Genomic DNA, 26,101 nt, shown 5'->3' with positions numbered 1-26,101 from the left:
GCAAACTGAACCCCGGGATCGAGATCATCGCCCGGGCGAACGAGCACGACAGCAAACACGCTGAAGAGTGCTGCCGCGGTGGCCTTCCTGACGAGTTTGCTCCCGACCGCTGGCCCGAACGTGACGCCGGTCGAGGACCCGTCGATGTTGAACCCGACGAACGCGGCGACGAGCAGCCCGACGATGACAAGCAGTGTGACCATGGAGACAGCGCTGAAATCTGCGTTTTCGATACAGACTTAGTGGCCTGTTCATCTGCCGCCGGTGGGAACGCCGCCAACATGGCCCCATCCGCGTGTTCGGTGCGACCAGTCAGCACAGCTCGGAGCCGTCTCCTCAGTCACCGTCGTCGTAGTAGGGCGATGCCTGACAGCGGGCCACCCACTCGTCCACGAACGTCTGGTGGCTCACCACCCGCCCTGCGAAATCGGGGACGGCCCGGATACCCTCGTCGTGACACCACTCGACGCAGGCCCGATACAGGTCCATGCTGTACTCCTCTCGATTCGGCTCGGGAATCACCTTGAGCGAGGGGGCGCCGCTCAGATACGCCAGGAACGCACGGGTATGCCCGTCTGCCACCACCGTCTCCCCACCGAGATTCAGGACCGGAATCGGGTCGTACGTCGGGTCATCGAAGTCGAACCAGTCCGCTGCTCGCCGGAGTTTCGCTGCGTCGAGATAGAGTTGACTCGGTTGCACCGCACCGAGCGGGACTGTGGAGGACACAGTCACGACATAGCCCAGACACGGGCTTAATTCTCCCTCCGATTCCGGCTGCCGACCCGGTACCCCCCGGCCGATACGCGTCCTCTCTGCGGCAACGCCAGTCAGTATCAGACGCCCTGCCGGGCTGGGAGCGTGGGTGCTTATGACATCGGGTGAAAAACGTCGAGCCATGGCCACGAACGGCGCGTCGCTGATGCGAGCACTGTTTGCTGGTACTGTTGGTGTCGCGCTGGGGATGCTCGCGGTTCGGGGCTTGGCTGTTCCGTTCGCCGGCCTTCTGGTTTCCATCGGCAGTGTGTTGCTTGTCGGGCTTGTCGGAGGGATTCTGTATCTGCACGTCGTCAACGACGTGGCACTTCCCACCGCCGGCTCCGACTAAGCCGCTGGCCACAGATTGCCCGCTGTGCATGCAGCCGTGGACGATACGCGTCCACTCTGCAGCGCGATTGAAGTGCACAAAATGCGGGCTGATAGACCAACGAGACGAGCGGCGAAGGGGACAGCAGGTGCCAGGGGTCCCGAATCTGTCATCCGGCGTCAGCGGGCTACCACGCCCGCATACGCGAGCCACACGATGGCCAGAAGCACAGGCACGGTCGGCCAGGATTCGGGCACCGCCGAGACAGTCACGTACGAGAGCACCGCATCCCACGCTCCGGCGCCGAGCATCTTGATGCCCGCGACGATATACGTAGAGGTGCGCACCTATCGTGCGTCTAGCTCACATACCACCTCATAACGCGATTACACCGGATAGATTCGGGTCAGAAGCGGCGGATGCGCCGTTCCGTCAGTCGCTCGCGACTGATGAGTCGTCCCCGCCGTCGCGGATGGCAGTCAGCGCACCATTGAGGGCCGCCAGCGGGCCCGAATCCCACTCATCCATCTCCTGTTCACAGGATATGCGGCAACGAAATCAGAATTTGACTGGGGAGGACGACGGTATCGATGAAAAGGGAAGCTCAACGTACAGGTGGTGGATTGAACCCGGTGTTCGCAGGCTATAGTCTCCAACCCTCAACGCTCTACGCACCGAACCCAGCACGTCGATAGAGAGGGTACGTTCTGAGTGCCGGACACCAAGACTTTCCATGGCCGATACACGCGCTGAGTCCAGCACGGGTGGTCCAAGCTACTGAGAGTCTGTCAGGGATGGCGTGACCGACTCAAAGGGTCTGAACAGCATTGGTGGAGAAAGTTTGGAACACTCACCGGTTCGCCCGAAGTGATATGAATACTCGATATGGGCGCTGATATTCGCGTCGTCGCTCTCGGTGCAGTCCAGCGGGACGATGAACTCCTCGTCTTCGAGGGGCAGTCACCCGACACCGAAGCGGCATTCTACCGATCCCTGGGGAGGCGACGTCGATTCGGTGAACACAGCAGCGACGCAGCCGTTCGGGAGTTCAACGAGGAATTGGGCGTCACATTCACCGACCCGACGGATGTGGGAACGTTCGAACGAGTGTTATCGTACGATGGAGACACAGCACACGAGACCTGGCGGGTGTACGAGGGAACACTCGTCGAGGAGTGGCCGTACGACCGCGACGCGTTCACCTTCGTGGAACCGGAATTCGGGACGGAACACCGCGCTTGCTGGCTGTCGATCGAGCGGCTTCGGGCCGACGGCACGACGTTTTATACTCCGGAGGTACTTGACGCAGTGAGTATGTGAACCGCCTCGGGGTCACGCCCCGAGACACTCGGCCTGCTCCGCCTGTAAACGGACACACTACCTACCGCATTCGCGCTCTTTGTACGGCACACCCGCCAGAACCTGCTCAAATCCTCGTAGTAACAGCGTACGAGATACAGACCGCGTATACAGCACCCCCACTCGGAGCGCGACGTCCAGTCTGCGATTGTCGACCCGCGAATTTATTAGATAGTAGATATATATCGTGGGTATGCTACACCTCCCCCGGCCGGGAGCAGGTGGCATCGCCCTCCTCTTAGTCGCAGTCGTTCTGCTTGGGACACTCCCTGGAATCGCGGCCGCAGAGCAACGAACCGGCGGGTCAATCGTGGTCGAGGACGGTGAGACCGTGTCAGAGGATCTGACCGCCTTCGGTGGAACAGTCGTCGTGCGCGGCACAGTCGACGGAGACGTCACGGCCTTCGCCGGGACCGTCATAATCGAGCCAGGGGGCGAGGTCACCGGCAGCGTCGAGGCGACAGCCGGGACCGTCAGGATTGCGGGAAACGTCGGCGGTGCCGCCACCGCGACCGGCGGCAACGTCTTCATCACCGAGACAGCGACAATCGATGATAATCTCGAGGTCGCTGCGGGAACAATCGTCCTCGCCGGAGCGGTTGCTGGCACCGCTAACCTCGCCGGCGGGTCGATTACGCTGACCTCAACAGCATCAGTCGATGGAAACGTCGAGTACGCCACCGGCGAGGACGGCGAGTTCACCAATGAGGGTGCGTCTGTCGGCGGATCTGTCGTGCAAAACGAGAACCTCTCGACCGGCAGCGGTTTCGATGGACCGGATATCGGCGCCCCACTCGTTGGCCTCTACGGATTTCTCGTCAACGTGCTCGTGGGCGGGCTTCTCCTGCTCGTCGTTCCGGATACCTCCAGGCGCATCGCCAACCGCGTTGAGGACGACCCGCTCATGACCGGCGCCGCTGGCCTCCTGGCTCTCATTGGCATCCCGATTGGCGCCGCCCTGATTGCGATCACTATCATCGGCATCCCTGTAACAATCGCCGTGCTGGTCGCATACGCCCTCGCCGTCTGGATTGCAACGGTCTACGGCCGATACGCCGTCGGCGCCACAGTACTCTCCTATACGGACGTGGAGAACCGCTGGGCCGACCTCCTCGTGGGCCTGGGAATTGTGGCCGTCCTGGTGCGAATCCCGGCCATCGGCGGGGTGTTCGAATTCGTCGTCGCACTGCTGGGCCTCGGCGCGATGGCAGGACTACTATCACAATTCGTCCGCGGCCAAGGTGGCCCGGAGGCACCCGAACAGACCGAGGCCGCTGCGTCGGCCTGACCGATGAGCGAGGCTTCCTCTCCGTGAGCGCGTGGAGAGTGGTGTGAGTGCGGTCGGCTCGGTCAACCTGAACCAACTGTCGTTCAAGCCGGGTGAACGAGAGTCTGGCCTCAAACTGTGGATGGATGTACCGGCCGATGACTGCACCGATTGCGAGCCCGATGAGAGGGGCGACAATCCGCGCCGAGACGATTGTGAACATCAGTGCCTCGTTGAGCGACCCGGTCGCGAGCCCCAACCCCACGATTGCCCTACCTGTCCACCGTCGGTAGGGATGACCAATACAGAGTGTGCATTTAGCAATCGGGCCGCCGCTCTGTGGTTTCGTGAAACAGTACGGGCACAGAACGAGCGCGCGGCGCAGCAAGAGCCACGTCCGCTGGTCGCGAAACGACAGTGCGCGTCATCGCTCTCGAAACGGCCGCTGTGATGACTGTCGTGTCGGTATTCGCCACTGATCAGCCTCACCACGCTCATCCAGCGAGCACGAACGGGGTGAAAAGCCGCGGCTTGCTCCACCCTCAATATAAATCAGTTATGCGAATAAGCTACAGAACAATGCGGGCACGGGTCGTCACTGGGTCGTATGGCAGCGAGAAGTAATGCCGACGATTCTGATAGAGCGACCGACCTAAAACTCTACCTCCCAGCTGGGGTCACCCCGTCGGGCGAACTCAGTCGACTCAAGCGTCTTTGGGGACAGCTGTTCAACCACGGTGTTGACCCTCGAAAATAGTTAGTAATGTCTGGAGACCACTATCATTCGAACCACCCTAGTGTCGACCAATCGGATCGCACCGTACCCCGAAACCTGCGGCAAACGGGCGACGCAGACATCGACCTCGTAATCTCGACCCGGGTCCGGAAGTCTCCGTTCTGGCACCTTTCTGTTGAGGAAGGCTGCCACGAGGCGACGGTCTACAACCACATGTATCACCCTCGGGCATACATCGATCCCGAGGACGGCGGTTCGGAAGCCGAATACGACCTGCTGGTCAACCACGTAACGCTGTGGGACGTCGCGGTTGAGCGCCAGATTCGCGTCGAAGGGGCTGATGCCGAGGCGTTCGTCAACTTCGTCATCACGCGGGATGCGACCGATATCGAGCCGATGCACGGCAAGTATGCCATCTGCTGCAATGAGGACGGTGGCATACTCAACGACTTCGTCCTGTTGCGACCCGGCGACGACGAGTTTTGGTTCTCAATTGCCGATTCGGACCTGCTGCAGTGGTTGCAAGGGGTCACGGTCGGGAACGACTTCGAGGTCGATATCGACGAGATTGATGTCTCGCCGATGCAGGTGCAGGGCCCGAAATCACCCGACGTGATCGAGTCGCTCATCGATGACCTGGTCGACGCTGTTCCATACTACGGACTGTTAGAAGCGACAATCAACGATAGCCCGGTGTTGGTGAGCCAGACAGGCTTTTCTGGCGAGGCGGGATTCGAGATATACGTCCGAGAGGCGACGACGAACGCCGAAGCGGTGTGGAACCCAGTCCTCAAAACGGTCAAAGACCACGGCGGTGCCGCGACGCCAGTAGACGGGCGGCGGCGGATTGCAGCCGGAATCCTGTCTTTGGGGCAAGACATCGACCACGAGACGTCGCCGTTCCAGGTCAATCTCGGTTATCAGGTTCCCGATCATAAGACCACAGACTACGTCGGCAAAGCCGAATTGGAACGCCAGAAGGCAGCTATTGAAGCCGGTGCGTATCCGTTCACGCACAAACTGGTTGGACTGAAAATGGCCGGCGATCCAATTCTGGAGTGGGCGTCGGATTACTGGCTCATCTCGGACCCCGAGACGGGCGAAAAATATGGCTACCTGACATCGGCGGGGTGGAACCCGGATCTTGAGGCCAACATCGGCCTCGGATTCGTACCAGCGACGAAACTGCAGGCCGCGACCGACATCCCGCTTGACGACTCAATATACGATGCGGACCTCGACTTGGAGTTCGCAGTCCATCTTCCGGACGAGTACGCAAGAGAGCCCGGCGAACCGGTCTATGCGACGCTGGCAAAGGTTCCATTCACAGAGTCGAACAATCTTAGTGCTCGTGAACAGGCCAAGATTCACGCCAGGGGGGACGTAGACGAGTGAGTAGTGGGATGCTAAGGGCAAATCGAACGAACACGGCGGAAGACTGCTTCAGGCCGCGAGTAGCCGACAGACCGGCTGACCCACCGACTCACTTATTGCGGCTCGCGACCAGCAAATCAACTCTAGCGGCCCGTGTCCCAATGTGGTTGAGCACGGCCCGTCCCACCAGGTTGCAACTGGAAGACCCGAGAGAATAATACGACTACCAATCAGACTATGGCCGATATCAAAGCGGTTGTCCGCGTTGAGCATCCCGAGATAGTGCTTACAGGGGCAGTTACACATGACCGAAGTGCGACCGTCAGGTCGGTGTCGGAGGCTGGCACTGATCCGACCTCGGGGAAGTTCTTCTATCACATCGAATCGGCCGACTTCAGTCGGTTCGAGGATGGGTTACGGAACGACAGAACCATCGGTAACTTCGAACGTGTTATCGAAACCAGAAACGAGGAAGCAATCTACAGCTTTGAGTACACCGCCGAAGCGAAGGTAATCTCGCCGGTCATCGCGGCCGCAAACGGCGTCGTCCTCGACATGGAGAATGATGGATGTGGGTGGATTCTCACGATATGGATTCCCGACCGAACGGAGTTGGTCCATCTTTGGGATTATGCCCAGCAGAATGAGATCGAAATCGAATTACTGCGAGTGAACGAGTATGCCAGTTTGGGACAGACGGACGCCGGGTTGACCGATACCCAACGAGACGCACTCCTTGTCGCAGTTGAAATGGGGTATTTCGAAGAACCGCGGGACGCGACACTCAGCCAGGTCGCCGCTGAGTTGGATATCTCGCAACCTGCAGCCAGTGGGCTCCTTCGGCGTGGAACCAGACGCCTGATTATTTCATCACTGGTAGATACCACCACCACCGAACCGGAGTGAGCGACACTCCACGGTGCGATGCCGCGGCGCACGTTTCGACCGCATCACTCGGCGTCTACCAGGTGGCCAGGGCTCCTGCGGTCGCCTCGGGTTGCTTTCGCCGCGGCTACCTGGCGACGTGCGGAGCGGCCAAGCATTCATGAAGGATGCTATGGTAGTATAACGAAGTTATCAATTTAACAGCCAGACAAATGTGAGTCGGAGTCTCCATCCCTGTTGAAGTATCATGCCAGAGCCAGTCATCGCGTCTGTCGGGGCCTCGCCGCTCGGGCGCACGGACCTCCCGGGGAGAGACCTCTTCTCGGTCGCCCTCGCAGAGGCGTTCGACGAACTGCCCGACCCCGCTGACATCGTCGAGGCGGTGTACGTTGGTACCCAGTCAGAGAGCTACGAACACCAGATTATGCACGGGACACTGTTAGCTGAGTGGGCCGGACTCCGTCACGTCCCCGCCGAGCGGGTTGAGGGGTGTGCCGCAGCCGGCGCGCTCGCGTTGCGCCACGCTGTCAAGGATGTCCGCAACGGTGACCACGAGGCCGTACTCGCGTGCGGCGTCGAGAAGATGACGGCCGCAGGCACCAGTGGTGCGACGAACGCGTTGTCGGCGGCATTCGACCGGGCAATCGAGCAGCGCTCCGGCGTCACCGCGCCCAGTCAGTACGCACTCCTCGCCAACCGCTATCTCCACGAGACTGACGCCACAGAACGGGACCTCGCCGAGATTGCGGTGAAGAACCACGCGAACGCCGCCCGCAACCCCCGGGCGCAGTTCCCGACCGAGATTGACGTGGCGACAGTCCTGGAATCCGACCCTGTAGCGCCACCGCTGAAGCTCTACGATTGTGCCCCGGTCGGCGACGGCGCCGCGGTCGTCCTGGTGACGACCGCCGAGCGAGCGGCCGATCTCGGTCGGCCACAGGTACGTGTTGCGGGCAGCGGGGCCGCTGCGAACAACATCGCGGTCGCAGAGCGCGACATGACCGACATCGCGGGCGCTCGCATCGCCGCTGAAACGGCCTACGAGGAGGCGGGCATAGACGCCACGGCCGTCGATATCGCCGAAGTCCACGACGCCTTCACCGTGTCCGAGGCACTACTCGCAGAGGCTGCCGGCTTCGCCCCCACAGGAACGGGCTACCAGAGCTATCGGGCGCCAGCAGAGCGGGCCGACGGCTGGACGGACGTACAGTTGAGTCCCAGCGGTGGGCTGAAGGCCCGCGGCCACCCCATCGGCGCAACCGGGCTCTTGCAAGCGCTCGAAGCCTACGAACAACTCACGGGAAGCGCAGGCGACCGCGCCGTTGCGGGAGCCGAGACGGCCTTGCTACTCAACGAGGGTGGCGTCGCAGACGCCGTCACCGTCGGGCACGTAATCACGACGGCAGAGGCACCATGACTGACAGTCGGCTCGATGCGACCGACCCGCGGACACTTCCGGGGTTCTTTGATGCCCTCGCGGATGGCGACCTCTTGGGGGGAGTCTGTGCGGAGTGTGGACAGGTCCTCTTGCCGCCGCGGCCGGCCTGCTATGCGTGCGGCAGTCGCGATGTCGACGTCGAACCGCAGTCGCCCGAGGGCCACATCTTCGCGTACACGGCGGTCCACGCGCCGCCGTCGGCGTTCGCGGCGGATGCCCCCTATACGATCGCCGTCGTGGAACTCGCCGATGGAGGGCGCCTGCTCGGGCGCGTGACCGTCGACCATGCCGACGTTGCCATCGGAGATGCCGTCGAACTCGCGGTCCGTGAGCCAACGGCTGCGGAGCAAGAGGCTGCCCTGGAGTACGAGACCGCGTGGCCAGTCCACGTTTTCGGGCCGCGCTGAGGGGGAGGCCGGCGCCACGCCGACGGACATCGTGGCGTGGCCAAAACGAGCCGGGACTGTCTCAGTCCCAGCCCGAGCCCGCACGCCCCGCTGGCGCGACGATGACAGCGGCAGCGGTTCTGCCGCGCCGAAGAACAATTGATACGGGCCGCCGATACCCCACGCACTACGTCGTATGCTCGGCTACATAACGTGGGCGTTCATCGCCATGGTTGGCTACTCGTTCGTGTTCATCTTCGCGAAGCTCGCAATGGACGGCGGCCGTATTTCGCCCTACACGGTGATGTCGGTGTCCGTCGCAATCGTCGCAGTTGCATCCCTCGCCGTGACGCTCCTCACGGGCGAGTGGCGACTCGACTCCTATCGGGGGCAGGCCGCACTCATGACATATCTCACTGGCGTCGCGCTGACACTCGCCGTCGTCGGGTATTTCACCGCATTATCGAAGGGCCCTGCCAGTGTCGTCGTCCCGATTTACGGGCTCTTCATCGCCGGCGGGGCCATCCCCGGCATTCTCATACTGGGGGAGGCGGTGACCGCAAAGAAGCTTTTGGGCATCGGCTTCGCATGTGTGAGCGTCATCCTGATCGCGACCTGACCACGACCGGCCCCCTGTTCGGAATCCGGCATCGAACGGCGACACAATCGTTACCCGCGTCGACTCTCAACCGCCACCCACGGTGGGGACGACACAGGACCAGTTCAGCGTCGGCGGGATGGCCTGCTCGTTCTGTGCCGATAGTATCACCAAAGCCTACCGGCGCACGACGGGTGTCGAGGCCGTCGATGTGAGTCTCGCCCACGAGGAGGTGCTCGTCCGGTACGACGACGACCTGCTGAGCGAGGTCGAGGTGAAGGACACGCTTCGGGACCTCGGGTATACCATCCGCGACCCGGACAAGGCGAAACGGTACGACCAGCAGCAGGCCGAACTCGCCGATGGGAAGCGTCGCCTCCAGGTGGCAGGTGGCGCCGCAATCGTCGTCGCTGCCCTGATGGGATGGATGATATTCGTGATGGGGCAGTTCGAATCACCATCGCTCGGGATGGATCTCCTCACGCTGGGGCTGGCGCTCGGGACGATGTTCGGGCCTGGTCGCTATATCAAAACGAAAGCCGTCCAGAGCCTGCGCCGCGGCATCCTCAATCAGCACGTGCTCCTCGAAGCAGGGGCGGTCGCCGGGCTCCTCGGTGGCCTGCTCGGCCTGGTCGTCTTCCCGAACTTCCCGACCGTCCACTTCTTCGCCGTCTCCGTGTTCATCACGACCTATCACATCCTCTCGGAGTACACCAGCCTCATCGTCCGTACGCGAGCCTCACAGGCCGTCCAGCGCCTGCTTGACCTCAAACCCGAGACGGCCCGTCGCGTCGCGACAGACGGGACCGTCGAAGAGGTCCCGGTCGAGGATCTCGAGATCGGCGACCGCGTCCGGGTCAAACCGGGGGAGAACATCCCCGTCGATGGGACCGTCGTCGAGGGAACCTCCGCAGTCGACGCGTCGCTCGCCACCGGTGAGTCCATCCCCGAAGAGACGACGCCCGGCGACGCCGTCATCGGTGGTAGCGTCACCCAGACCGGAATGCTGATCATCGAGGTCACGGCAACCGGGGAGGAGGCGTTCCTGAATCAGGTCGCCCACGAGATCGAGGAAGCGCGGGCCATGAAACCCGGTATCATCCAGCTGGCCGACCGCATCCTCAAATACTTCGTCCCCGGTGTGCTGACGATCGCCGCGCTGGCGGTGCTCTTCTGGGCGGTCGCCCCCCTCGCGTGGGGAGCAGCCCCCGATGTCCAGCGTGGTGTGTTCGCAGCGCTGGCCGTGCTCGTCCTCGGGTACCCGTGTGCCCTCGGGATGGCGACTCCGTTGGCGCTGATTCGGGGCGGCGGGAGAGCTGCCGCCCGCGGTATCCTGCTGCGCTCGGGCGATGCCTTCCAGGTGATGCCCGATATCGACCACATCGCGCTGGACAAGACCGGCACCATCACCGTCGGCGAACCGACCGTCAACGCGGTCGTCGGGTACACCGCCGACGAGCGGGCCGTCCTCGCGACGGCGGCCAGCGCGGAGGCGTTCTCCGAGCACCCGCTCGCGGATGCGATTCTCGCGGCAGCCGACGAGCAGGGTGTCACGGCCGCCGACCCCGACGCCTTCGACTCGGTCACCGGCAAGGGCGTCCGGGCGACCGTCGACGGCGACGAGATCCTGGTCGGCAAACCGGACTGGCTCGCCGACGAGGGAATCGACCTGTCGCCGGCCCACGACGATATCGAGCGGCTGCAACGCCGCGGGCACACCGTGGCCGGCGTTGGCCGTGCTGGCACTCTCATCGGCCTGCTCGGCATCGGCGACAAGGTCAAACCCGACGCCGCCGCGACCGTCCAGCGGATCACCGAGGCTGGGATCACGCCCGTCTTAATCACCGGCGACAACGAACGCACCGCACAGGCGGTCGCCGACGCGGTCGGCATCGACCGCGTCATGGCCGACGTGTTGCCCGACGAGAAACGCACGGAGATCGGGCGCCTCCAGGATGCCGGCCACCGTGTGGCGATGGTCGGTGACGGCATCAACGACGCGCCCGCGCTCACCCAGGCGGATATCGGGATTGCCATCGGCGCCGGAACCGATATCGCCATCGAGTCGGCCGATATCGTCCTGATGGGCGACCAGCTGAGTGGCGTGATGGACGCCCACGAGATAGGCACCGCAAGCTACCGGACGACCCGCCAGAACCTCGCGATGGCGTTCGCGTTCAACGGCGTCGGCGTCGCCGCCGCGACAACAGGCCTCATCCATCCAGTGGTCGCGATGGGCGCGATGGTGGCGTCCGTCTCGGCCGTCCTCGCGAACAGCTTCGGGTGGCAGCTCCTCACCGGCGAGGGCGTCACCACCGAGTTCGCCCCCGACAACCCTACCGACGGGTGACGTGACCGACGACCGCGCGCCGGCCGATTAGCTGAATATACGCGCTAAGTCCCCACCCTCTGTGGAGTGGCCGGCGTCAGCCGTGAACAAGTAGGGTAGAGTAGTTCACGCGGAGACGTCGTAGCCAGCCCGTTCGATGGCCGCGTGCAGGTCGTCGTCTGCGACATCGTCCGCACGCACGACCTCAACTGTGTCGGCGGTGTGGTCGGCCTCGACGCGATTCACGCCATCGAGCGTTTCCACAGCCGTCTCCACGTTCTGTTCGCACCCGTCGCACGCCATCCCAGATACCGAAATCGTCGTTCGCTGCATACCGGCGGCTACTCACTCGGTGGCGATGACGATTACGGTCCCGTGCACACCTGTGGGATTCGAGTCCGGAGCAAGACACACCCCCCAGCCAAGGGCCGGTCACTCGGCGGTGCTGAACCACCGCGCGAGGCCGGCACTCGTGGCCATCTCGACCACGCCGAATGCGACGGCCGGCAGCGACGCGATCGTCGGCAGCCCAGCTGCGATGACGAGCGCAGCCGCGACGGCGAAATCCCGCATCCCAATCGAGAGGACCGACGCGATTCGGGTCGCCCGCGTCCCACGCCAGCTCAAAAGATAGCCCAGGCCGTAGCCGAGCCCATTCAGCACGATGACACCGACGCCGACGCCGGCCAACAACGACAGGTTCGACCGGATGACCGTGGCGTTCGCCGCCGTGACGCCACCGATGATTAGGACGACCATCGTGGCCGATACCGCCGGATAGTAGGCGTCGTAGGCGCCGACACGGTCCGGCTGGATTGCCCGTGCACCGACGGCGACGAGCATCGGGGCCACGACGGCCACGATCAGCTGCTCGACGATCGGCTGCGTCGGGACAGCGATGCCGCCGATCAAGAGTGCGACGACCGCCGGGATGAATCCCACACTCCCAACCCCGATCACGACCAGCGCCGTCGTCGACAGCGCCGTGTCTCCCTCTGCGAGTTCTGTCATCACCGGGGTGACGAGTTCCGGCGTCACGGCCCCCAGTACCACGAACCCGACGGTCAGCGCCGGCGACAAGCCCAACGCCCACGCGATGCCGAAGGCGAGAAAGGGCATCGCGACGTGGCCCGCAAGGACGAGCCCGAGTGTCCGGCGGTCGATCTGGCGAAACTGGTCGACCGAGAGCGTGAGCGAGATACTCCCGATCATCACCGCAAGGATGGCCGTCGACGCACGGGTGACGACCGCGAGCTGCGGGAGGGCGATGCCCAGCCCGACCGAGAGGAGAATCCACACGAGGAGATAGTCTTCAATAAGATCAGTTACCGGCATACGAGCGACCTGCCGCAGGCTCGTCGCGGCTCTCGTATCAGCACGTCGGTACAAGAAGTCGATTCGCTGCGGGGAGTCCTGTCCGACACGATGCGAGCAATGAGGGCGAGACGGCCCGAACCGCCGGTGTGACACAGAAGAGGAGACTCTCACCCCCTCATGGTGGGAGGAGGGCAACGCGACAGGCTCGTCCGTGATACGTCGCCAGCGGCCGTCGCCTCCGCCAGAAATCAGGAAGTGTCACGGTCGGAATCGGGCACCTCCGGTCTACATGTGAACGTCTTTGATATCCAGCTCGGTAGCCCGCCGAACGACAGCCTCCACGGGGTCTGTCGTCCCCGCCAGATTGTCCGACGCACCGTCGAGGACGATGAGGGCCGCCTGCCGGCCCGGCGCGAGTATACCACAGTCGAGGCCGGCAATCTGGGCACCGGCCGTCGTCGCCATCCGCAGCACCTCGCGGGCGGTCACGTCGAACTGTCTGATCGTGTACGCCATCTCCCGGAACATCGACGGCGGGTTCAGCATCACGTTGTCAGTCCCGAGTGCGACCGTCGTGTGGTCGAGCAGGTCTCGAATCGGCGGAGTGCCGACGTCGAGCACCGTGTTCGCCCGGGGACAGACCGCGATGGGCACCGACTGGGCTGCCACCCGCTGCAGATGGGGTTCGGCCGCGTGGACCATGTGGACGAGCAGGTCCGGTTCCAGATCGAGCGCCGGGTGGATATCGGTCGCGTCGGGTTCGCCGGCGTGGATCGCAAAGGGCACCTCGCGCCGGCGGCAGGCGGCCCGCTGGTCGGTGAACTCGCCGTCGTTGGCCCCGGAGGCGCCGTACCCGTCCGCAACATCCAGCACGGACGACGGCCCACTCCCAAAGATGAACGGATTCAGCGGCACGCCTGTGGCTGCCTCACGGAGGGCGCGGGCGCCAGCGAGTCCCGACTCCCGGAAATCCAGACAGGAGACCGTCCCTGTGCGCTGCATGAAGCGGAGCGTCCGACGCATCGCCGCCACGAACTCCGCCTGGTCGGCGGCGGCCAGGCGGCGGTGTTTGAGGCTGTCCGGCGGTGCCACTGCCTCCTCGAGCGACAGCCCGACCGCCGCCTCTTTCGCAACGGAATCACCCAGATGGGTGTGGGCGTTGACGAACGCCGGCAGGATGATATCGGTCGAGTCCGTGGCTGTCTCCTCAATCCGCTCAATCTGCCCCTCCTTGATGACAACACGTCCCTGCACCGGGTCGAACGACTGGCCGGCGAGGATTGTGCCCGAGACGGTTTCCATACGAAGACCCAGAGATGCGTAACGATATGGGTTTCTGTCTGCGTGTGCCGAACGGTTCGGTCGCAGACAGCCAACACAGGACCACATCGGTCACGCTGCGACGCTACAGCCCGGCACTGGCTCGGCGGCGAGGCGGGCTGCCACCAAGGTTCGTCTCGAATAGCTATCCCTGCGTCGTTGACCGACACGGGCAGCGCCCACAATCACGCCGATGTGTCCAGAGCGGGCCCTTGACACGCGATACCCGGTAATTCCCGACGGCGCATCGCCCTGGCGTGCCAGCCGAGCGCCGCTCGCTGACGGGCCCGCGGCCCGTGTCGCAGGCCGTCGCGTCTGGCCGCTGCGCCCGGGCGGCACGACATCCCACCGGAAAAACCATAATGTTCTTTTACACCATCTTGCCGAACACACTGTGAATATAGACAGACTTAATAACCAATCTGTCCAAGCAGTGGGTAACTACGACTGCGAGCGGGCCTGTCGGCCAGGGATAGGGTGCTGCTGTGGGTCGTACGACGAATCGAACGATGCCAGATGAGAGTCCAACACCGACGGTCGGAGCGCTCCCGGACACGACGGCGGATTCGCCGGTCGTGCCCGCTGTCCTAACATGGCTCGTGTGGACGCTGTTTGTCGCGAGCCTGGCGGCTCTCGTCGCCAGCATGCGAGGCTGGACTGGCTGGGCTATCCCCGGGGTAATCGCCGTCGACGGGCTGACGGTGCTGCTGTGGACGGTGGTCACGTTCTTTAGCGGCATCGTCCACAGCTACTCGCGCCGCTACATGGCCGGCAGCACACACAAGCCGCGGTTCTTCTTCGCGATGAGCGGCTTCACCACCGTCGTGATGGCCCTCGTCGCAGCCGACCACGTCGCCCTGTTCGCCGGCCTGTGGCTGGCCATGGGCCTGACGATGGCCGCACTCATCGGGGTCACCGAGGGCTGGCCGCAGGCCCAGGCGGCTGCCGCGGTCGCACGCCGGTATTTCCTGGCCAGTAGCGCGCTGCTCGGCGGCGCCCTGGTCGCCCTTTGGTGGGCGACCGGCGCCACCTCCATCTCCGGCATCGGCGCGGCTGCGGACACGCTCGGCGGGCCGGTGTGGCTGGCGGCCGCCAGCGCGCTCCTGCTCGCGGCCATGATCCAGTCCGCACTGATCCCGTTCCACAGCTGGCTGCTCTCGTCGATGACTGCCCCGACGCCCGCCTCTGCGCTGATGCACGCGGGCTTCGTCAACGCGGGCGGCATCCTGCTGACCCGCTTCGCTCCGGTCATCACCGTCGACGCCACGTTCATGCTCGCGGTGGTGGCCGTCGGCGCGGCGAGTGCGGGCGGCGGGAAACTCCTGAAGTCCGTCCAGACGGACGTCAAAGGCCAGCTTGGCTGCTCGACGGTCGGCCAGATGGGCTTCATGATCATGCAGGCCGGTCTCGGCTTCTTCGGGGCCGCCATCACCCACCTCATCCTGCACGGCTGCTACAAGGCCTATCAGTTCCTCAGCACGGGCGCCCAGGTCGAGCACACACGCCCACACGAGACCACCGAACACACGCTCGGCCGGATCACCAGCCTCGTGGGCATCACCGTGGCCGTGGTGACCGGCCTCGGCGGCGGCGTCGTGTTCACCGTGCTCACGGGGAAGGGCGCCACCGTCGACAGCGGCCTGCTGTTGACGTTCTTCGTTGTGGTCACCACACTCCACGCCGCCCGCAGCTCGGTCCAGCAGACCTCGCTGCCGACGCTCGCCCGCTACGGGGCCGTCCCGCTGGTGTTCTTCCCGGCGATCGTCATCTACGCTGTGGTCTACGAGGGTATCTCGGGCCTGCTGGCGGTCAGCACGGCCACGACCGAGTTGACCCTGCTCCACGGCGTCATCGCGGTCGCCTTCGTCGGCATCTACGTCGCCATCGAGACGGGCATCCACGAACACAGCCAGCGACTGTACGTGGCTCTGTTGAACGCCACCCAACCGGCCGCCGCCACCGTCCTCACCTCCTCGGAGGAATACAATGAGTACTGACACCGCCATCCGCGACAGCATCGACCAGGCAGCAACCACCGTCGGCGGCCTCTGGCCGCTCCACTCGTTCGTGACGGCCAATCCGCTCGCTGGGTTCGAGGACCAGCCGTTCGCGGAGGCGGTCGACCGAGCGGCGACGCTGCTCGGCGGCCGTGGCTACCCCAGTGCCGACATGTTCGCGACCGCCTTGGAGCGTGGCCAGATTGACTGGTCCATCCTCGAGGCGGAACTGGCCGACGCCGGCTACGAGGCCGACCCGCGTGCGCTCCTCGACCGTCTAGCCGATACCGCCACTGAGGAGCCTGCGGACACCGACAGCGCCACGACCCACGTCGACCGGGTGCTGTGCAAGTGGCTGGCGGCCTTCCTCGACGAGGGCAGCGCCCACTGGTCGATGCCGAACCGCGAGGCGGGCTTCTACGCCGCCTTCCGCAGCGTCGCCCCCCACGACAGCGACATCCCAAACGCGGGGCTGGTCGCCGACCTACCAGAGGCGCCACTCGACGCAATCGAGGCGGTGCTGTCGTCGTATCCAGCCGACGAGTGGGTGGCTATCCTGGAGGCACAACTGACCGCTCTTCCGGGCTGGACCGGGTTCATCAAGCAGCGCGCCGCGGACGAGGGCACCTGGCAGACGCAGTATCCCATCTCGCTGGCGGGCTATCTGGCCGCACGGCTGGCCCTGCTCGATGCCGTCGACGCCCAGATCGAACCGGCACCCGCTGCCGACGGCCCGGCCCCGGCGGACGAGATTGCACAGGCCTTCCTGCGGGCCTGGGAAGCCACCTATCGCGCGGACCTCGTCGGGACCGTCACGGCCCAGAGTGAGGAGTTGGCCGACAGCGAGCCATCGGGCCGCCCAGCCGCCCAGCTGGTCTTCTGTATCGACACCCGCTCGGAGGTGATCCGCCGTCATATCGAGGCGACGGGCGACTACGAGACCCACGGGTACGCCGGCTTCTTCGGGATTCCGATGGAGTATCAGGGGTACGACAGCGAGGTGTCGGTCACCGCCTGTCCCCCGATTCTTGACCCACAGCACCATGTCCGCGAGTTCCCCACCGACGACGAGACACGGGCCCGCCACGACCGCTGGACGAGCATCCGGAGGGCCGCCGACGAGGTCATCGAGATTCTGGAGGCGAACGCCGCCACCGCCTACGGCTACGTCGAGACCGTCGGGAGCGGCTATGGCCTCTCACTCGCCGCCCGGACGCTCATCCCTGGTCGTGTCCACGACATAGTCGACACCGTCGCCGACCTGGTCCCCGACGACCACACGTTCTGTGAGCCGCTGGTCCACCACCAGCACACCTACGACGGCGACCTGCCGGTGGGGCTGACTCACAACGAGAAAGTCGAGTACGCGGCGACGGCCGTCGAGCTGATGGGCATCCAGGAGTTCGGCCGGCTCGTCGTGTTCGCGGGCCATGCCAGCGAGACGGCCAACAACCCCTACGATGCGAGTCTGGACTGTGGCGCCTGTGCGGGCAATCCCGGCGGCCCGAATGCGCGCGTTCTCGCGGCCATCTGTAACGACGACGACGTCAAGGCCGACCTCCGCGACCGCGGGATTGCAATCCCGGAGGATACCGTCTTCGTGGCCGGCCAGCACAACACCACCACCGACGAAGTCGAGCTGTTCGCCGACGACGTGCCCGAGAGCCACGCGGCCGACCTCGCGCAGTTGCGGTCGGACCTCGCGACGGCTCGCGAGACGGCGGCGGCCGAGCGGGCCGCGGCGCTGGGTGCCGACGACGCGACCGGCATCACTGAGACGGAACGGCGGGCGGCCGACTGGGCCGAGACACGCCCCGAGTGGGGACTGGCCGGCAACGCCGGCTTCGTGATCGGTCCCCGCGGGTTGACCAGCGGTTGTGATCTCGACGGCCGCGCGTTCCTCCACTCGTACGACTGGACGACTGACGAGGACGGCGACGCGCTCGAGGCCATCCTGACCGGGCCACTCGTCGTCACCCAGTGGATCAACACCCAGTACTACTTTTCGACGGTCGATACCGCCGTCTACGGCAGTGGCTCGAAGGTGACCCAGAATCCGGTCGGGAACGTCGGCGTCTATCAGGGCAACGGCGGCGACCTGATGAGCGGGCTCCCGCTCCAGTCGCTGATGCAGGCCGACGACGACCCGTATCACCAGCCACTCCGCCTATCGACGGTTATCCACGCGCCGGTCGAGCGGGTTGCGGGTATAGTATCTGGCCACGAGAACTTGACCACACTGCTGGACAACAGGTGGCTCTCGCTGACGGTCGTCGACCCGACCCAGGACCACCGAGCCTTCCACTACGGGCCTGGCGGCGAGTGGCAGCCAGTCACCGACCAGCCCGACACTCAGCCGGAGCCGACGCCTGGACAGGCCGTCGCCGACGACTAACCGCGCCCCTACTCCTGGTGGGACCCCCCAACTAGTTTAGGTGGGCCTTAGCGGCGGGCCGTTACTAGCCCACCTGCCTCTCTTCACGCCGACTACACCGCCGCAAAACCCGTCAGACTGCGGTATCTCCGCCGTCCCCGAACTGGAGACGCGGAGGCGCACCTGTGGGCGTGCGCGCGAACTATGAGATGCTAAACGCGAACAGAGGATATGACCTCTCTTGCTGGTAGATATCGGTCAGAACGGGAGTCCACGCGAAGGCCCCACTCACAACGAACCGACCGGCGACGCCGTGAGCGGGTAGAGGTGGGTAGTTTACGGAAGTTCGAGGAGAACGCCTCGCCGCTCACGGCGGGGATGAATCCGCCAACAGGACCACAACCGCCGGGATTACCCCCTTGATAGCGTCTGTCGCGGTACGCACACCAGGCACAAACTGGCAGCCGGAGAGAGGTCCACCCGGACGACGAAGGCTACCACACCGTTCCCGAGCGGGCGTCTCCACGGCTGTGGTGACACGGCAGGCAAAACGCGACCCTCGCCCGATTGTGCCTGCCAATCATGGCATGAAGGGCAGGCAGGCCGATGGCACGGCCCGTGCCCGGACGCTCCGAACGGGCGACCGGGGGCATCCCCACCGTCGCTCCGAGACGACCGGGATGCACGGTGCACGCGGATACCGCGTCCGCCCCAGGCGCCGAACACGCCACACCCCTCGCGGGGCCGACGGATCGCGCACGACCCCGGGATCGCCTCGCCGGTCCCCGTTCGGCAGGCGAGACAGTGCCAGCGGGGACGGGGCCCGGCTCGCTGTCCCGCGCTAGAATCCTCGCACGTCAGCGCGGGGAGGATGTCAACCTATTTGCTCGAGGTGAGCCGCGATAGTGTGTAGCCGCTCCTCCATATCTGTCGTTTCCGGATGAGCGAAGACCGATGTTCCGTTTGCCCACGCCCGCTTGAGCACAACCCGGTTCCGGATCCGCCAGATTGGGAGTGACTCATACTGAGCACGAAACCGCTCCAGCATCCGGTCGGTCTCGCCATCCACCTCGATTCTGTTAGCGACGAGTCCAACCGTATCAATCTCGACGCCATATCCGTCTTCCAGCGTGTCAATATGGCCAAATAGAATATTTAATGCATGCTGGGACGCCTCCTCGGGGAGGGCCGGGATGAGGACGTTTCGGCAGGCAAGGAGTGCATTGTCCGTGAGTAACCCCAGTGATGGGGGCGCATCAACGATGATATACGCGTAGTCGCCCTCCAGTTCCTCCAAGGCCATCCAGAGCCGTTCACGCCCACGCATCGCCGTTTGCAGTTCGGCCTCAGCATTGAACATATCGACGTGCGACGGGAGCACATCGAACTCTTCGTCCGAGCGTATGACCGCATCAATCTTCTGTTGCTCGTCCAAATTGAGGAGGAGATCATACAACGAGAGTTGGTCGTCGGTATAGGCTGTGTCGAGATCAAGTCCGATTGTCCCGTTTCCTTGCGCATCAAGATCAACAAATAACACCTCGTGCCCGCGGTCAGCAAGGGCTCCGGCGAGATTAATTGCGGTCGTTGTCTTCCCAACACCGCCTTTCTCATTAGCTACTGTCAGCCGATAGGCCATGTTTGGTGTCGTTTCCGCCCTACTACAGTTCTTCTTTCATATCGTTGCGGCGATATCGTTCGAGAAGTTCGTAGCCAGTCACTGCCCCTGCCGCATCAAGCATGATTTCGTAGCGGCCGATGATATCTTGCGTATCGGGAACGGCACTCCGTTCAACGACTTCGACGATTGTCCGCCAGCCGTCGCCATCCGCCGCTTCCGCTTTGATAATTCCCTCGAATGGGTGGTCCAATAGCTCTTTTGCGGCCTCTTCTGCTCGCTTTTGCGCAGCAACCAGCGTGAGCGTCTCTCTTGACGACGATGAGCGAGTTGCCTCGCCCGGCGGGGTTTCGTCAGCGCTGTCGGCGTCGGCGGTTGCTGACGCCTCGTCACTGTCCGGAGAGGACGGTGGGGTGGTGCTGTCGTCGTTGTCGTGACCTGGGTGGTCGTCTGGTGAGTCTGCCATGCTTTTATCTCGGGAGCCGAGTCTTAAGAAGGACTGGCTCCCAACTCGTCAAGTGTCGCCTCGATATCAGCCCGTAAGTCGTGAACAGCACTCCGCTGGGCGACTTTTGAGGCCAGCACATCCGTGCAGATGTCGGCCAAGGTCGCTTGGTCAAGCGTGTCGACGGTCGTCGCTCCTTCAGCGACCATGATTGCGGCCCGCGTGCCGACCGTGGTATCAAGCACCTCACGCAATTCGTGCATTACTCGCACAATCTGTTCAATCTCCGTACTGTCAGCGTCATCCACGTGAGCTTGAACAATCTCAATTTCTGTCTCGAGGTCGTAAAAATCCGTGTAGATACCAACGAGGCGGTCAAGCAGCGCATCTTGTGGCTCGTGGACGCCAGCGTACTCGATAGAGTTCGACGTCAAGATTGCTCGAAACTCGGGATGGACATCGACGTAGCGCGACTCTCCGCGTTTCCCTGGCAACTCGAGCACACCTTCCTCGAAGACCGACAAGAGCACATTGTTCGCGACTGGTTTGGTGCGGGAGAACTCGTTGTAGACGAGCGTCGCGCCCTCTCGCACGGCAAGTGTGAGCGGATTATCCACCCATCGATCCCGGACGATATCTTTACTCTTGACGACATTGTGGATAAATTGATCCCGTTCCGAGATACGCTCCTTTTCAGCGTATTCACCGACCAGGTCGCTCGTCGTGAGGTCAGCGTCGCCATTAATCCAGACTACAGGCCGGTCCCGTTCTTGCGCGACATGTATGGCCAGCGAGGTTTTGCCGGAACCGGTGGGGCCAATCACGTGAACAGGACGCCCAACATCGAGCCACCGTTCCATCCGCGTTTGGACCTGCTTGACTGCCTCTGTCTCGATAAACGGCTGTTCCTCAGGAGAGAATCCTCCCTTACGATCAGTCGGGGCCTCTCGACTCCGACCGTCGCGCTGTTTTTCGAGCCGCTCGAGTTCTTTGTCCTCTTGTTGCTGTGTTCGCTGCTGTCGCTTCTCCTCGTGTGACGAGCGAATCTGGGAGCCGCGTACTTTTCGCTTCCGGGAGCCGTCTGTCATGCTTGATCATCCGGTCGAAGCGGGGTGTTCTCACCGAATTCGTCGCGGTACTCCTGAATGGTCATATCATGTGTCTGGAGGTGTGGCTCCGTAATCGCCTGGTAGTATTCGCCACAGACCCGGCACTCAACCATGTCCTCCGGTGGGTCTTCCTCCGTTCCCTCCTCTGCGTCTGTCTTTTTCGCTTCGTCTGTCGCATCCACGGGACTGCTTGCTTCGGCCGGCGTCGTCGTGTCAACATCGACCAACTCGGAGTCTTCGTTCTCGGAATTGACGGATCCTCCAGCAGCTTCATCCGGTGAGACCTGTGCGTCCACATCTGCGTCCGCTTCGGTTTCAATGGGGTCGGCCTCCGCTTCGGCGGCGCCTGCCTGGGCCAGCCTCTCGTGGCCGTAGAAGTCACGGGCGAAGGCAGCGAATGCGTCTTCCGTCGTTTCGAACTCCGCTCGGAAGGCACCAATCTCCTGCTGGTAGTCATCGATTGCTTCGAGGAGTGCGCCTACTTCCTCGCCGTGGAATGTCTCTCGGTACTCTGCAAAGGCGTCGGCGGTCGCGGCGAAGCGCTCGCGTTGGTCGGCGGTGGCAGCATGGAACTGGTCAAGCTCGGCATCGAAACCATCAGCGTAGTCGTCAAACGTGTCGTGCACGGCGGTAAAGCCCTCTCGCAGGTCGTCGATTGCCGCAACCAGGTCGGCTATATCGCGAAGCGCGGCGACATCGGCTGCGAAATCATCGGCGTATGCAGCGAACGTCTCGTGGGTTGTATTCATCTCCGTTCGCAGCGTCTCAACCGCCGCTAACAGATCGCCGATATCCTGCTTGTCTGCGACGTCTGTCGCGAACGTCTCAGTATACGTCTCGAATGCATCCTGGAGGTCACGGATCACGTCCCGCTGGGCGTCGATATCGGTACGGAGTCGGTCGACATCAGCGGCAAACGTATCACCATAGGTGTGAAACGCATCTGCCGTGCTGGTCATCTCCGCCTGGAATTCACCGATCGTATCAACGAGATTATCAACCTCGTTGTGTTTTGTCGCGACGTCAGCTGCAAACTCCTCGGTGTATGATTCGAATTCGTCCTGTGCTTCCGCGAACTCCTCGCGGGCCGCTCTCATCTCGTCGCGTTTGTCTGTGACACTCATGGGTTGGTTTGTATCGCAAAAAGGTATTAATGGCAAGGTTTGCAAGCTATTCACCCTCTTGTCGTTGGGCCGAATGGGAGACCTGTGCGTCAGGCCTCGGGTGCCGCTTCAACGCCTGCGGTAAGTTCGGCTTGTTCAATTTTGGCGATTTCTTCTGCGTAATGGAGGAAGGTATCCACCGAGGCGGCGACGACGCGTGCCTCGACGGTTACGATTTCGATGCCAACGAGCGACACACGAGCGAACACGTCTACGACGACGCCTTTGTCCAGTACGCGATCGAGAACTTCTGCCAAGCTTGAGGAATCTGGCTGTGCCATTGGTGATCTGGGCTTGAACCCACTCTTCGGTGTACCCGCACCTGGTAAAAAGATTCGGACAGTTTCAGCAGTTGTTTCATCGCCTGTAATGAGTCATACTTCCAAGTGAGGGGAGGATAAACTAGTCTGTACGGTCCATATGCGAAGGAATCCTCACCGCCAGGTCCTAAACGCCCTGCCGACAGCGACTGGAGCAAAGGAATGAGCCCACCGAGTCCCGCTCAACCGCCCACAGACCATACCGGACTCGCGCTGTTCCCGCACGAGATCAGCCAGTTCTTCACCGGTGATACTGGGCACACGCTCCTTGTCAACGGCGCACCAGGCACGGGAAAGACGTTGTTCACGATCCGTGGACTCGACACATTGGACCGGGATGGGGATGTCCTCTACGTATCCACACGCGTTGATCAAGAGACGGTTCATGAGATGTACTTCGATGATCATTCCTCACTTGACACAACTGCGATTCTTGACCTCTCTCGAGACCCATTCGAACATCCAGTAGATGTGGACGTGCCATTCGAGAAACTCGATTTGGATTCACTGCTCAAATGGATCCAAGAAGTCAACGCCGCGACCACACAACTCACAATCGCGTTCGATAGCTGGGAACTCATCTATGAGTACTTAGCGACGCGCCACGATGCCCCCCCTGATATCGAGACAGTGACGAATCAACTGGTCGTTCTTGCTCGCGAAGAAAACATCCGTCTGATGTTGGTGTCAGAAACAGCAGACTCCTCATCGCTTGGCTACATCGCCGATGGTGTTGTCACTCTCGAAGTTGAAGAGGATAATCGCGGCCGAACGCGTCGGCATCTTCGCTTGGAAAAGCTTCGAGGCGTTCGGATTGCCAACCGCTTACAACCGTTTACACTTGCTGGCGGCCAGTTTCAAGCAATCACGCCAGTCGAACTACCATCCATTCGGACAGGAACCGCGGATGGCGCGTGGACGCCTCTACCAAATTCGAAGGCGAAATTCTCGACTGGCATTCGTGATCTTGACCGGATTCTCTCTGGGGGCTACAATCGCGGCAGCGTCGTTCATCTTGATCTTGGTCCCGATTTGTCTCGTGACGCGTGGAGCGTATTGACACTCCCGACGATTCGTAATTTCCTGACTCAGGAGATGGGCGTTGCAGTCGTCCCACCCCGAGAGGGTAGCCCTGGGTTACTTCACAACGATCTCAGTACCGCACTTTCGTCACAGGTCTTCAACACATACTGCCACGTGTTCGGCACGTATGCTGGTCCAACTTATAATGCCGGCCGATACACTCAATTGGACCCCGGTGCCTCTTCTTCTGAGATAGCAGCGACAACCCCACCGGCCGATACGGCGACGCCGGCAGATGAGGCAGACGGGCAGGGCGATGAGCCACGTGCGAGGGATGCAGGAGATGGTCAGTCGGCTCCGATTGGTGCAGATCTGGAGGCGCCTATAGAAGGTGGACAACTCGCGTACGAACCCTACATGGCTCACGTTGAACGGGCGCGAGACGAATGTGAAACCCCGCTGTTGCACGTAATCAGTATGGATACGGCGCGGGACGCGTTCGAAACCCGGCTGGGCGACTTTGCGAATTATGTTGCTCTCCACAACGACCTGACAATCCTCATCACCAAGCCAGGAACTGAACTCCGGACACAAGCAGATCGGGTAGCCGATATGCACTTCCGGCTGGAACGGTCCAGTGACGCCATCATTTTATATGGTGAAAATCCGTTGACTCCGCTGCTTGGTATCGGCATCAGCCAATCAGAGTCGATTCCCACAATCACGCTCACGGAGATGGTCTGATGATGAACGACCCGCTGGAGGCGCTCACCGAAGACATTGACCTCAACGCCGTGCTCTCACTCACAGGCTCCGATCTCGAATCGGCGATCGAAGCCGACGGTGCAGCAGCTCACGACGACCAACCGCCTGACGAAGGAGCGGTACGACGATACACGGATGCGCCGCTGACTGATGACATGATCGCGGCGTTAGACGGATGGCTTGACAATGACCGATTGCACACAATCAGTGATAAGATTGTTACCGAGCACGTTGACACAATTCTGCTCCTCCTGATTGCTGTGCGCGATGGCGCCTGCGGCAAAGAACTGTTACAAGATATTCGGCGATTGTTTGGGACGGATCTGAGTCCGGGCACGGTCTATCCACATTTAAATGATCTAGCAGACAACGGTCTACTCGAAATGCAAAAGTTGAGCAAACGCAAGATATACTCCCTGTCCGACCCTGACGCAGCGTTGGCCCGAATAGACCACGCGGCCGATCAGTTGCTGTTGTTTGCGTTCGTTCTGAAGAGCGGCCTGACCGATTGCAACGCCGAGCAGTCACAATCCCACCGGAGTGAGTCCGATGAGTGAGAACCTATACACATACGGCATCATCGCACAGGAAGACCTCGAATTGGATGTTGAGGGCGTCGCTGGTGCAGACCAGATTTACACGGTCGATTACAAGACCTTCTCGGCAGTCGTGTCCGACATTCACACGACTGAGCCTGACCGAACTGACGAAGACGTGGAGGCGCATAATACTGTCCTCCAACATGTGCTGGAGTACGATGGTGGGCGCACGGTCGTGCCGATGAGTTTCGGGATGGCTTTCAAGAATGCGCGCACGCTCAAAGGCGTATTACGCGGGGCACGACGTGCGTTGCGTAGTACGCTCAACGATATTGACGGGACCGTTGAACTTGGCGTCAAGATACTTGCGCCTGCTGACGACACGGTCCCCCAAGACGACATCGAAGCCACTGTCACAGACCAGCTGACAGAACTCAGCATCAACGAAACCGAGAACGACCTTTTCACCGACCGCTTGATTATCAACAAGTCATACCTCGTAGCCCGTGACCAGCGCGACAACTTTGATACCGCGATTGATGAGATTGACGCCAAGTACGACGGCGCGTTGACCATTAAGTACACGGGCCCCTGGCCTCCATACAACTTTGTGGATATCCATATCGGGGCCGAACAACAAGGAGGGCGATAA

The 26,101-nt window shown here is 62.4% G+C and carries 24 protein-coding genes and 2 pseudogenes; 14 read left to right on the top strand and 12 right to left on the bottom strand.

What is annotated here, in order from left to right; translation table 11 throughout:
- Positions 1-2 precede the first annotated feature (2 nt).
- Positions 3-203: pseudogene (locus tag ABEJ63_RS13040) on the bottom strand (inorganic phosphate transporter); the annotation flags it as partial.
- Between the two features lie 133 nt (positions 204-336).
- Entirely contained in the window at positions 337-729 is a 393-nt protein-coding gene (locus ABEJ63_RS13035) for a histone acetyltransferase (protein ID WP_375796805.1), read from the bottom strand.
- Between the two features lie 169 nt (positions 730-898).
- Between ABEJ63_RS13035 and ABEJ63_RS13030 the strand changes: the two genes are divergently transcribed.
- Positions 899-1,108: a hypothetical protein gene (locus tag ABEJ63_RS13030; protein ID WP_375796804.1), complete on the top strand. Its 210-nt coding sequence runs from the start codon at positions 899-901 to the stop codon at positions 1,106-1,108.
- Between the two features lie 158 nt (positions 1,109-1,266).
- Here the strand turns inward: ABEJ63_RS13030 and ABEJ63_RS13025 are convergent, their stop codons facing one another.
- Positions 1,267-1,434 (bottom strand): hypothetical protein, encoded by a 168-nt coding sequence (locus ABEJ63_RS13025; RefSeq protein ID WP_375796803.1) that lies wholly within the window; start codon positions 1,432-1,434, stop codon positions 1,267-1,269.
- Between the two features lie 538 nt (positions 1,435-1,972).
- On the opposite strand from ABEJ63_RS13025, the gene ABEJ63_RS13020 reads away from it, so the two are divergent.
- Entirely contained in the window at positions 1,973-2,407 is a 435-nt protein-coding gene (locus tag ABEJ63_RS13020) for an NUDIX domain-containing protein (RefSeq protein ID WP_375796802.1), read from the top strand.
- Positions 2,408-2,639: 232 nt separating this feature from the next.
- Entirely contained in the window at positions 2,640-3,734 is a 1,095-nt protein-coding gene (locus ABEJ63_RS13015) for a polymer-forming cytoskeletal protein (RefSeq protein ID WP_375796801.1), read from the top strand.
- 49 nt (positions 3,735-3,783) lie between these two features.
- Here ABEJ63_RS13015 and ABEJ63_RS13010 read toward each other — a convergent pair.
- Positions 3,784-3,984: pseudogene (locus ABEJ63_RS13010) on the bottom strand (inorganic phosphate transporter); the annotation flags it as partial.
- Positions 3,985-4,476: 492 nt separating this feature from the next.
- On the opposite strand from ABEJ63_RS13010, the gene ABEJ63_RS13005 reads away from it, so the two are divergent.
- The 6 genes from ABEJ63_RS13005 (at position 4,477) to ABEJ63_RS12980 (ending at position 11,480) form a co-directional block, all read left to right on the top strand.
- On the top strand, positions 4,477-5,844 hold the full coding sequence (locus ABEJ63_RS13005) for a glycine cleavage T C-terminal barrel domain-containing protein (protein ID WP_375796800.1): 1,368 nt from the start codon (positions 4,477-4,479) through the stop codon (positions 5,842-5,844).
- Between the two features lie 216 nt (positions 5,845-6,060).
- Positions 6,061-6,729, top strand: a complete 669-nt coding sequence (locus tag ABEJ63_RS13000) for a helix-turn-helix domain-containing protein (RefSeq protein WP_375796799.1) — start codon at positions 6,061-6,063, stop codon at positions 6,727-6,729.
- 226 nt (positions 6,730-6,955) lie between these two features.
- Positions 6,956-8,125: a thiolase C-terminal domain-containing protein gene (locus ABEJ63_RS12995; RefSeq protein ID WP_375796798.1), complete on the top strand. Its 1,170-nt coding sequence runs from the start codon at positions 6,956-6,958 to the stop codon at positions 8,123-8,125.
- Positions 8,122-8,553 (top strand): Zn-ribbon domain-containing OB-fold protein, encoded by a 432-nt coding sequence (locus ABEJ63_RS12990; protein WP_375796797.1) that lies wholly within the window; start codon positions 8,122-8,124, stop codon positions 8,551-8,553. Before ABEJ63_RS12995 ends, ABEJ63_RS12990 begins: the two co-directional genes overlap by 4 nt.
- Positions 8,554-8,728: 175 nt before the next feature.
- A complete protein-coding gene (locus ABEJ63_RS12985) occupies positions 8,729-9,151 on the top strand; it encodes an EamA family transporter (protein WP_375796796.1) in 423 nt (140 codons plus the stop codon).
- 82 nt (positions 9,152-9,233) lie between these two features.
- The gene (locus tag ABEJ63_RS12980) at positions 9,234-11,480 is read left to right on the top strand and encodes a heavy metal translocating P-type ATPase (RefSeq protein ID WP_375796795.1); all 2,247 of its coding nucleotides are present in this window, start codon (positions 9,234-9,236) and stop codon (positions 11,478-11,480) included.
- A 105-nt stretch (positions 11,481-11,585) separates the two neighbouring features.
- Here ABEJ63_RS12980 and ABEJ63_RS12975 read toward each other — a convergent pair whose 3' ends face one another.
- The 3 genes from ABEJ63_RS12975 to ABEJ63_RS12965 form a co-directional block, all read right to left on the bottom strand.
- On the bottom strand, positions 11,586-11,792 hold the full coding sequence (locus ABEJ63_RS12975; RefSeq protein ID WP_375796794.1) for a heavy-metal-associated domain-containing protein: 207 nt from the start codon (positions 11,790-11,792) through the stop codon (positions 11,586-11,588).
- A gap of 99 nt (positions 11,793-11,891) precedes the next feature.
- A complete protein-coding gene (locus ABEJ63_RS12970) occupies positions 11,892-12,794 on the bottom strand; it encodes a bile acid:sodium symporter family protein (protein WP_375796793.1) in 903 nt (300 codons plus the stop codon).
- A gap of 267 nt (positions 12,795-13,061) precedes the next feature.
- Complete coding sequence (locus ABEJ63_RS12965) at positions 13,062-14,078, bottom strand: amidohydrolase family protein (protein WP_375796792.1); 1,017 nt, start codon at positions 14,076-14,078, stop codon at positions 13,062-13,064.
- A gap of 527 nt (positions 14,079-14,605) precedes the next feature.
- On the opposite strand from ABEJ63_RS12965, the gene ABEJ63_RS12960 reads away from it, so the two are divergent.
- Both ABEJ63_RS12960 and ABEJ63_RS12955 read left to right on the top strand, forming a co-directional pair.
- Complete coding sequence (locus ABEJ63_RS12960; RefSeq protein ID WP_375796791.1) at positions 14,606-16,093, top strand: proton-conducting transporter membrane subunit; 1,488 nt, start codon at positions 14,606-14,608, stop codon at positions 16,091-16,093.
- The gene (locus tag ABEJ63_RS12955) at positions 16,083-18,488 is read left to right on the top strand and encodes a DUF2309 domain-containing protein (RefSeq protein ID WP_375796790.1); all 2,406 of its coding nucleotides are present in this window, start codon (positions 16,083-16,085) and stop codon (positions 18,486-18,488) included. The genes ABEJ63_RS12960 and ABEJ63_RS12955 overlap by 11 nt, the downstream gene beginning before the upstream one ends.
- Positions 18,489-19,341: 853 nt before the next feature.
- Here the strand turns inward: ABEJ63_RS12955 and ABEJ63_RS12950 are convergent.
- From ABEJ63_RS12950 to gvpA, 5 genes are all read right to left on the bottom strand, one after another.
- Positions 19,342-20,106: a ParA family protein gene (locus tag ABEJ63_RS12950; protein WP_375796789.1), complete on the bottom strand. Its 765-nt coding sequence runs from the start codon at positions 20,104-20,106 to the stop codon at positions 19,342-19,344.
- A 22-nt stretch (positions 20,107-20,128) separates the two neighbouring features.
- Positions 20,129-20,551: a gas vesicle protein gene (locus ABEJ63_RS12945; RefSeq protein WP_375796788.1), complete on the bottom strand. Its 423-nt coding sequence runs from the start codon at positions 20,549-20,551 to the stop codon at positions 20,129-20,131.
- A 23-nt stretch (positions 20,552-20,574) separates the two neighbouring features.
- The gene (gene gvpN / locus ABEJ63_RS12940) at positions 20,575-21,618 is read right to left on the bottom strand and encodes a gas vesicle protein GvpN (RefSeq protein ID WP_375796787.1); all 1,044 of its coding nucleotides are present in this window, start codon (positions 21,616-21,618) and stop codon (positions 20,575-20,577) included.
- Positions 21,615-22,763: a gas vesicle protein GvpC gene (locus ABEJ63_RS12935; protein ID WP_375796786.1), complete on the bottom strand. Its 1,149-nt coding sequence runs from the start codon at positions 22,761-22,763 to the stop codon at positions 21,615-21,617. Before ABEJ63_RS12935 ends, gvpN begins: the two co-directional genes overlap by 4 nt.
- 89 nt (positions 22,764-22,852) lie before the next feature.
- Positions 22,853-23,083 (bottom strand): gas vesicle protein GvpA, encoded by a 231-nt coding sequence (gene gvpA / locus ABEJ63_RS12930; RefSeq protein ID WP_375796785.1) that lies wholly within the window; start codon positions 23,081-23,083, stop codon positions 22,853-22,855.
- 201 nt (positions 23,084-23,284) lie between these two features.
- On the opposite strand from gvpA, the gene ABEJ63_RS12925 reads away from it, so the two are divergent.
- The 3 genes from ABEJ63_RS12925 to gvpF are packed head-to-tail and all read left to right on the top strand — an operon-like array spanning position 23,285 to position 26,101.
- Positions 23,285-24,889 carry a gas vesicle protein GvpD basic region 2 domain-containing protein gene (locus ABEJ63_RS12925; protein ID WP_375796784.1) on the top strand — a complete coding sequence of 535 codons (1,605 nt, stop codon included), beginning with the start codon at positions 23,285-23,287 and terminating at the stop codon, positions 24,887-24,889.
- 2 nt (positions 24,890-24,891) lie between these two features.
- Positions 24,892-25,467: a PadR family transcriptional regulator gene (locus ABEJ63_RS12920; RefSeq protein WP_375796835.1), complete on the top strand. Its 576-nt coding sequence runs from the start codon at positions 24,892-24,894 to the stop codon at positions 25,465-25,467.
- Complete coding sequence (gvpF, locus tag ABEJ63_RS12915; RefSeq protein WP_375796783.1) at positions 25,460-26,101, top strand: gas vesicle protein GvpF; 642 nt, start codon at positions 25,460-25,462, stop codon at positions 26,099-26,101. The genes ABEJ63_RS12920 and gvpF overlap by 8 nt, the downstream gene beginning before the upstream one ends.

The organism is Halosegnis sp. (assembly GCF_042216475.1).
GTDB lineage: Archaea > Halobacteriota > Halobacteria > Halobacteriales > Haloarculaceae > Halosegnis.
Note: the sequence above shows the minus strand (reverse complement) of the source record. Positions and strands in the feature narration are given on the sequence as shown.

Excerpts from the sequence above, each read along its gene's own strand:
- ABEJ63_RS12965 (WP_375796792.1), bottom strand. The coding sequence starts at position 14,078 with ATGGAAACCGTCTCGGGCACAATCCTCGCCGGCCAGTCGTTCGACCCG.
- ABEJ63_RS13005 (WP_375796800.1), top strand. The coding sequence starts at position 4,477 with ATGTCTGGAGACCACTATCATTCGAACCACCCTAGTGTCGACCAATCG.
- ABEJ63_RS12925 (WP_375796784.1), top strand. The coding sequence starts at position 23,285 with ATGAGCCCACCGAGTCCCGCTCAACCGCCCACAGACCATACCGGACTC.
- ABEJ63_RS12985 (WP_375796796.1), top strand. The coding sequence starts at position 8,729 with ATGCTCGGCTACATAACGTGGGCGTTCATCGCCATGGTTGGCTACTCG.
- ABEJ63_RS12950 (WP_375796789.1), bottom strand. The coding sequence starts at position 20,106 with ATGGCCTATCGGCTGACAGTAGCTAATGAGAAAGGCGGTGTTGGGAAG.
- ABEJ63_RS13030 (WP_375796804.1), top strand. The coding sequence starts at position 899 with ATGGCCACGAACGGCGCGTCGCTGATGCGAGCACTGTTTGCTGGTACT.
- ABEJ63_RS13020 (WP_375796802.1), top strand. The coding sequence starts at position 1,973 with ATGGGCGCTGATATTCGCGTCGTCGCTCTCGGTGCAGTCCAGCGGGAC.
- ABEJ63_RS13000 (WP_375796799.1), top strand. The coding sequence starts at position 6,061 with ATGGCCGATATCAAAGCGGTTGTCCGCGTTGAGCATCCCGAGATAGTG.
- ABEJ63_RS12960 (WP_375796791.1), top strand. The coding sequence starts at position 14,606 with ATGCCAGATGAGAGTCCAACACCGACGGTCGGAGCGCTCCCGGACACG.
- ABEJ63_RS12935 (WP_375796786.1), bottom strand. The coding sequence starts at position 22,763 with ATGAGTGTCACAGACAAACGCGACGAGATGAGAGCGGCCCGCGAGGAG.
- ABEJ63_RS12995 (WP_375796798.1), top strand. The coding sequence starts at position 6,956 with ATGCCAGAGCCAGTCATCGCGTCTGTCGGGGCCTCGCCGCTCGGGCGC.
- ABEJ63_RS12955 (WP_375796790.1), top strand. The coding sequence starts at position 16,083 with ATGAGTACTGACACCGCCATCCGCGACAGCATCGACCAGGCAGCAACC.
- gvpA (WP_375796785.1), bottom strand. The coding sequence starts at position 23,083 with ATGGCACAGCCAGATTCCTCAAGCTTGGCAGAAGTTCTCGATCGCGTA.
- ABEJ63_RS12945 (WP_375796788.1), bottom strand. The coding sequence starts at position 20,551 with ATGGCAGACTCACCAGACGACCACCCAGGTCACGACAACGACGACAGC.
- ABEJ63_RS12990 (WP_375796797.1), top strand. The coding sequence starts at position 8,122 with ATGACTGACAGTCGGCTCGATGCGACCGACCCGCGGACACTTCCGGGG.
- ABEJ63_RS12970 (WP_375796793.1), bottom strand. The coding sequence starts at position 12,794 with ATGCCGGTAACTGATCTTATTGAAGACTATCTCCTCGTGTGGATTCTC.
- ABEJ63_RS13015 (WP_375796801.1), top strand. The coding sequence starts at position 2,640 with ATGCTACACCTCCCCCGGCCGGGAGCAGGTGGCATCGCCCTCCTCTTA.
- ABEJ63_RS12920 (WP_375796835.1), top strand. The coding sequence starts at position 24,892 with ATGAACGACCCGCTGGAGGCGCTCACCGAAGACATTGACCTCAACGCC.
- gvpF (WP_375796783.1), top strand. The coding sequence starts at position 25,460 with ATGAGTGAGAACCTATACACATACGGCATCATCGCACAGGAAGACCTC.
- ABEJ63_RS12975 (WP_375796794.1), bottom strand. The coding sequence starts at position 11,792 with ATGCAGCGAACGACGATTTCGGTATCTGGGATGGCGTGCGACGGGTGC.
- gvpN (WP_375796787.1), bottom strand. The coding sequence starts at position 21,618 with ATGACAGACGGCTCCCGGAAGCGAAAAGTACGCGGCTCCCAGATTCGC.